This is a genomic window from Nocardia abscessus NBRC 100374 (assembly GCF_000308455.1).
Lineage (GTDB): Bacteria > Actinomycetota > Actinomycetes > Mycobacteriales > Mycobacteriaceae > Nocardia > Nocardia abscessus.
Genome location: NZ_BAFP01000002.1, coordinates 1 through 5,596, shown reverse-complemented (window position 1 = coordinate 5,596; position 5,596 = coordinate 1). Strand labels below are relative to the sequence as shown.

Annotated in this window: 8 protein-coding genes; all 8 read left to right on the top strand. The window is 69.5% G+C overall.

Annotated features, from left to right (window positions below; all coding sequences use genetic code 11):
- Nucleotides 1–488: 488 nt before the first annotated feature.
- From ON19_RS00490 to ON19_RS00455, 8 genes are read left to right on the top strand one after another with little or no spacing between them, the layout of a single operon-like run.
- The gene (locus ON19_RS00490; protein ID WP_043684643.1) at nucleotides 489–1,133 is read left to right on the top strand and encodes a DUF6474 family protein; all 645 of its coding nucleotides are present in this window, start codon (nucleotides 489–491) and stop codon (nucleotides 1,131–1,133) included.
- 14 nt (nucleotides 1,134–1,147) lie between these two features.
- Nucleotides 1,148–1,684, top strand: coding sequence for a hypothetical protein (locus ON19_RS38595; RefSeq protein WP_051168388.1), 537 nt, complete (start codon nucleotides 1,148–1,150; stop codon nucleotides 1,682–1,684).
- 39 nt (nucleotides 1,685–1,723) lie between these two features.
- A complete protein-coding gene (locus tag ON19_RS00480; RefSeq protein ID WP_043684640.1) occupies nucleotides 1,724–2,392 on the top strand; it encodes a YcnI family copper-binding membrane protein in 669 nt (222 codons plus the stop codon).
- Entirely contained in the window at nucleotides 2,389–2,928 is a 540-nt protein-coding gene (locus ON19_RS00475; RefSeq protein WP_083899061.1) for a copper resistance CopC family protein, read from the top strand. The genes ON19_RS00480 and ON19_RS00475 overlap by 4 nt, the downstream gene beginning before the upstream one ends.
- Nucleotides 2,929–2,933: 5 nt before the next feature.
- Nucleotides 2,934–3,887 (top strand): CopD family protein, encoded by a 954-nt coding sequence (locus tag ON19_RS00470; RefSeq protein ID WP_051168389.1) that lies wholly within the window; start codon nucleotides 2,934–2,936, stop codon nucleotides 3,885–3,887.
- A gap of 33 nt (nucleotides 3,888–3,920) precedes the next feature.
- Nucleotides 3,921–4,373 (top strand): SRPBCC family protein, encoded by a 453-nt coding sequence (locus ON19_RS00465; protein WP_043684637.1) that lies wholly within the window; start codon nucleotides 3,921–3,923, stop codon nucleotides 4,371–4,373.
- A gap of 43 nt (nucleotides 4,374–4,416) precedes the next feature.
- Nucleotides 4,417–4,791: a DUF5313 family protein gene (locus ON19_RS00460; protein WP_195031148.1), complete on the top strand. Its 375-nt coding sequence runs from the start codon at nucleotides 4,417–4,419 to the stop codon at nucleotides 4,789–4,791.
- A 48-nt stretch (nucleotides 4,792–4,839) separates the two neighbouring features.
- Nucleotides 4,840–5,205 carry a DUF5313 family protein gene (locus ON19_RS00455; RefSeq protein WP_043684630.1) on the top strand — a complete coding sequence of 122 codons (366 nt, stop codon included), beginning with the start codon at nucleotides 4,840–4,842 and terminating at the stop codon, nucleotides 5,203–5,205.
- Nucleotides 5,206–5,596: the final 391 nt, after the last annotated feature.

Here is a 5,596-nt window from a genome sequence, read left to right as displayed (position 1 = left end):
GCGGGCCGCGAACGGCGCATGCTCGGTCTCGCTTCGCTCGAAACCTTGGGTTGGGGTGCGCCGGGCACGTTGGTGGTCGAGCGCTGGACATACCGCACGCGGCTTGCAGCGGCTGACCGTCAGATCGACCAGTGATCGTGGTGCTCGAGCCGATGCTCGGATGAGAGCGGGCGTCGGCAACGGGCAGATGCTCCGTCGCGCTTCGCTCGAAACCTGGGGTTGGGGTGCGCCGGGCGCGTTGGTAGTCGAGCGCTGGACATAGTGCGGGCGGCTCGGGGCGGTTGATCGTCAGGTCACTCACAACCTGCCGTGAGCAGACCCACTCGGATCGAGACCGGCGAATTGCCAGGTGCCGTGTGCGGGGGCCGCACTACCCTCGCAGCTGTCACCATGGACCCGATAGGGTGACGGCAAAGCGTGTGACATGGGCGGACGGGCTTCCCCGGCGTCGTACTGCCATGGCGAACCAGCATGACGGAGGGCCTTCGATGGGGTTGTTCACGAAGCGCAAACGGCGGCCGAGCCGCAGGGCCGAGGCGAAAGCTCTCAAGCACAAGGCCGTGATCGAGGCCAAGCTCGCCGCGAAGAACGACCGCAAGGCGCGCCGCGCCGAGGCCCGCACTCAGCGCAAGGTCGCCAAAGCGCAGATCGCGGCGTTCCAGGCGGAGGAGAAGGCCGCACTGAAGGCGGCGGCCAAAGCCGAACGCGATCCGTTCAGCGCCGGTCAGGTGAAGAAGTACCTCGGCGTCGCCCGCGTGCTCATTCCGGTGCTCGCCCCGCTCGCCTATCGCGGCGCGACGTTCCTGCGCGGGCAGCTCGACACGCGCCGCGCCCAGCAACTCGGCGTCGGCATCGACCAGCTCGGTGACTTCACCGGGCACGGCGCCAAGCTGCAGGCGCGCATCACGAATGCCGAAGCGGCGCTGGACAAAGTCGGCACGCAGAACGGCAAGGACAAAGGCGAGACGCAGAAGTTCGTCACCGCCACCAAGGACCGTCTCGGCAGCCTGACCGCCGCCGTGCACACCTCCGACCAGATGCCCGCCAACCGCCGCCGTTCGGTGCACGCGTCGATCTCCCACGAGTTGTCCGGAATCGAGTCCGACATCCTGGCCCGGCTCGGCGTGCGCTGACCTTCCTCGTCCCCATGTCCCCGCACCCGATCACCGGCCACCTGCGTGGTGGCCTGGTCGGCGTGCTCGTCGGCGTGCTGGCCGTCGCGGCGCACGGGTCGGCCGGTGCAGGTGTGCCGGGCTCGACCGAACTGACGTTGGTGTTGTTGATCGCCGCGGGGGTGGGCGCGGCCGCGGGAACCCCGCGCGCGTCCCTGCGCCCGTCCGCCGCGGCCGGGCTACTCGGCGCCGGTCAGCTGCTCAGCCACGCCGCGTTGTCGATCCTCCTCGGCCACGACCACTCCGGAACCGGCCCTGTCGCAACGGTTTCCCCGCTGCCGACCGCCTGGATGCTCCTCGCGCACACCGTGGCGGCGGCCGGTTGCGCTGCGCTGATCGTGCTCGCCGAGCGGCTCTACGCCGCCGTCTCCGGTGCGCTGCGCGCGATACTCGCCCCGCCGCGGCAGGCGCGCATCGCCGGCGCGCCGCCCTGGTCGGATCCCGGTTTCCCGCCCTCTCGCTGTGCTCCCCTTGGTGCGCTCGGTCCGCGCGCGCCGCCGCTGTCGGCCTGATCTCCCCGACACACTCTCCCCTCGCACAGGAGCATCAGCATGCACAGCTCGATTTCGCGCGCCGTCGGAACAACGGTCACCACAACAGCACTCGTTCTGCTCGCGGGCGGCACCGCCGCGGCACACGTCACGGTGGACGCTCCCGGCGCCGCTCAGGGCGGCTACGCCGTCGCCACCTTCCGGGTGCCCACCGAATCGGACACCGCGAGCACCACGGCGCTCACCGTCACCCTGCCCAATCTGAAATCCGCTCGGACCGAATCGGTTCCCGGCTGGTCGGCCAAAGTGGAACGCAACGACAAGAAGGAGGTCACCGCGATCACCTGGACCGCCGATCCGGGCGCGCCGGGCATCGCGCCCGGTCAGTTCCAGCGTTTCGCGGTGTCCGTCGGCCCGCTGCCCGCCCTGGATTCGGTCAGCTTCCCCGCCAAGCAGACCTATTCCGACGGCAAGGTGGTCAGCTGGGACCAGCCGGTCGGCAAGGACGGCGACGAACCCGAACGTCCGGCCCCCTCGCTGACCCTGGCCGCAGGCAAAGACGACGCGCACGACGGGCACAAAGTGAGCAGCGAAGCCTCGGACGACGCCGACGCCGACGCCGACCACGCCGACCGGACAGCCCGCTGGCTCGGCGGGATCGGCCTCGCGCTCGGCCTGCTCGGTGTCGCGCTCGGCCTCGGAAACGTGATCCGCGGACGGCGCGCATGATCCGCCGCCTCCTGACCGCCCTCGTGGCGGGGGTGTTCCTGCTCGGATTCGGCATCGCCGCGACGGGCATCGCCGCCGCACACTCCGCGGCCACCGGAAGCGTCCCGGAGGACAACGCGACCGTCGACGCCGGTCCGGAGCGGGCCAGCGTCACGTTCAACGAGGAACTCCAGCCCAGCTTCCCGTCGCTCACCGTCGTCGGACCCGACGGCAATCTGTGGTCCAAGGGTGACCCGGTGGTCGAGGGCAAGACGGTCAGCGTCGCCGTGGGCGAGCTGGGCCCGGCCGGCGAGTACACCATCGCCTACCGGGTGACCTCGGCCGATGGTCACCCCGTCAGCGGCAAACGGCACTTCACCCTCGGTAAGCCGGGCAACGGCACGCCGGGGCCGAAACCGAATGCGAAATCCGACGACAGCTCGGACGGCTCGGGCGGCATTCCGCTGTGGGTGTTCATCGTCGGCGCGGTCGTGCTGTTCGGCGGTGGACTCGCGTTCGCGTTGTTCGGCGGCAGGAACCGCAACCCACGCCGGTGAACGAGATGCGGATCGGCGGACGGGGTGGTACCCGGCCCGCCCCCGGCCGAACGCCGTGGCCGGCACTGTTGCTCGCTGTCCCGGCCGGGCTGCTCGGCGTAGCGCTCGCCTGGGCGCTGATCCTCCCCGGGCCGCTGCCCGGGGAGGCAGTGGTCCGGGTGGCCGCCGACGGCGTCGGGGCGACGGCGCTGGGATTGGCCGCCCTGCCCAGGATCTCCCCGCGCCTGCGAACACCGTGGCGGCTGCTGGCGGTGCTCGCCGGGGTCTGGGCGGCCGCCGAGTTCGCCGTGCTGGTCTTCGAGGCGGCCGAGGTGGTCGGTGTGCCGGTGACCGAACTCGGCGCCGCGGAGTTCGGCACCTACCTGGTGGACGTGAGCGGCGGGCAGGTCGGTATCGCGATCCTGGTCGGCGTCGCGACGGTGGCCTGCGGATCCGCGCTGGCCTTCCGACGGCCCGAGTCCGCCTCCGCCGACCTGGTGCTGGTGTTCGCGGCGGTCGCGCTGGCATTGCGTCCGATCACCGGACACATGTCGCAGCAGGCGTTCGGCTCCGTGCTCGCCGCGGTGCACGCGCTGGCAGCCGGCGCCTGGTTCGGGTTGCTGATCGCGCTGGCTCTGGTCGTGCGGACCCGGGGTGAGTGGGCGGTGGTACTGCCGAAGTACTCGGCGGTGGCGCTGCCTCTGGTCGCGGTCGTAGCGGTCACGGGCCTGCTCAACGGACTGATCCGGGTCGGCGGGATCGCACCGTTCGTCAGCACCGGATACGGCCGGATCCTGCTGGCCAAGACCGTGGTGCTGCTCGTGTTGCTCGCACTGGGGTGGTGGTGGCGCCGCAGCTGGGTGCCGCGGGCGGCCGACCACCGGATGGACGCGAAGGACTCGCTGCGTCGCGCGATCACCGAGGTGGTCGTGATGGCGCTCGCCTTCGGGCTCGCCGCGACCCTGGCCGTCACCGCCTGAGGCAGGAGGCCGTGGCCCGGTTAGGGTTTCCGCATGACCGTAGTGAAGATCGTCGAGGATTGCGTGGCCTCGGCGGAGTCCGCGTTCGCCTTCGTGAACGACTATCAGAACCTGCCGCGCTTCCTGCACGGCGTCGAGTCCTTCACCCCGGTCGGCGAGCAGACCGAAGGGGTCGGCGCCACTTTCGACGGGCACATGAAGCTGGGGCCCGTCTCGCTGAAGTCGCGCATCGAGGTGGTCCGCTGGGAGGCGAACTACGCGATCGGCGTCAAGTCGATCAAGGGTTTCGAGATCGAGTCGACGTTCCTGTTCCACGACAAAGGCGACCGGTTGTGCACCGTCGACGCGATCGTGGACTTCCGGGTGCCCGGCGGCCTCGCGGGACGGGCGCTCGGCAAGACCATCGAACCGTTCGTCAAGATCGCCGTGCAGCACACCACGCACAACCTGGTCACCCAGATAGCCGCATTCCACGCCGCTCGGTAGGGGCCAGTTGCGCCGGTGACGGCGGGGTCGGGATGCTGGAGTGGTGAGTGCTGAACCCTCGTTCGGACAGCGGATCGGCTATGTCTTCGGCCGCACACTGCCGGAATCGATGTCCGATTGGGTGCGGGAGGATCTGATCGGGCCGGGCGCTACGCGGCGCTATCTCCTGCGCTTCCTGGTGCCCGTGCTCCCGGTGCTCATGCTGTTCCTGTTGCTGCCCGGCCCCTTGTGGATGGGGTTGGCGATGATGGCGCTGCTGTACATCCCGCTGATCTACTTCACCGTGGCGCTGCTGTACGTCTACCGGCGGCATCGGCTGATCAAGCACGGTCTCGACCCCGCGCTCGCCGACGCCGACGCCCGCCGCCGGGACGAACGCGAACGCCTCGACTACGAGCGCAGGCACGGACGCGGTTGAGCCCGCGAGAGCCTGGCGTGGCGTAAATCACGGGCATAGCCTGGAAGCATGAAAAAACCCACGTTTCGGCAACGGATCACCTACGATCTGGGCCGCGAGCTCCCCGAGGAGCTACACGAGTGGGTCATCCACGACCTCGTCGGACACGGGGCCATGGAACGCTATCTCGTCCGTTTTCTCGGGCCGATCATCCCGTTCTTCGCTCTGGTACTGCTGTTCCCCGGCCCGATGCCGCTGAAGATCGGCTTGATCGTGATGATGATCATTCCGATGGTGGTCTTCACGGTGGCTCTCAGCTACGTCTGGCGCCGCTTCCGCTTGGTCCAGCACGGCCTGAACCCCGAACTGGTCGACCACGGCAAGATCACCGACCACGACCGCGACCTCTACGAACTGCGCTACGGCCACCGATAGCGCCGACGATACCGGAGAACCGACACGCGTCGAGCAACCCACGCGTGCAGCTGATCGACGCCCACCGAACACCACCGGCCCCGATCGTCTCCACCCACGCCCCACCGACCGCCAAGGGTCGTCACCGGCAAACCCCATCCGCCCACCCACAGGCATCAACGCCCCGCCACCGGCGACAGCAAAACCCTAGGTCGGCGATTCACGCCCAACGCGCCCACACCGGCTCAGCTTCCGGTTTCGAGCGAAAGAGTTCAAGCGCGCCGTTCGCGGCCCAGCACGCCTCCAAGCACCGCGTTCGCGACGAAGAAGCAACCAACACCCCGCCACCGGCGAAGCCGAACATTGGGTAGTGCGATCTCCCCCGACGCGCCCACCCCACCTCAGCTCCCGG

What these genes read in the sequence shown, in the direction of transcription:
- ON19_RS00490 (WP_043684643.1), top strand. Translation starts at nt 489, where the DNA reads ATGGGGTTGTTCACGAAGCGCAAACGGCGGCCGAGCCGCAGGGCCGAG.
- ON19_RS38595 (WP_051168388.1), top strand. Translation starts at nt 1,148, where the DNA reads ATGTCCCCGCACCCGATCACCGGCCACCTGCGTGGTGGCCTGGTCGGC.
- ON19_RS00480 (WP_043684640.1), top strand. Translation starts at nt 1,724, where the DNA reads ATGCACAGCTCGATTTCGCGCGCCGTCGGAACAACGGTCACCACAACA.
- ON19_RS00475 (WP_083899061.1), top strand. Translation starts at nt 2,389, where the DNA reads ATGATCCGCCGCCTCCTGACCGCCCTCGTGGCGGGGGTGTTCCTGCTC.
- ON19_RS00470 (WP_051168389.1), top strand. Translation starts at nt 2,934, where the DNA reads ATGCGGATCGGCGGACGGGGTGGTACCCGGCCCGCCCCCGGCCGAACG.
- ON19_RS00465 (WP_043684637.1), top strand. Translation starts at nt 3,921, where the DNA reads ATGACCGTAGTGAAGATCGTCGAGGATTGCGTGGCCTCGGCGGAGTCC.
- ON19_RS00455 (WP_043684630.1), top strand. Translation starts at nt 4,840, where the DNA reads ATGAAAAAACCCACGTTTCGGCAACGGATCACCTACGATCTGGGCCGC.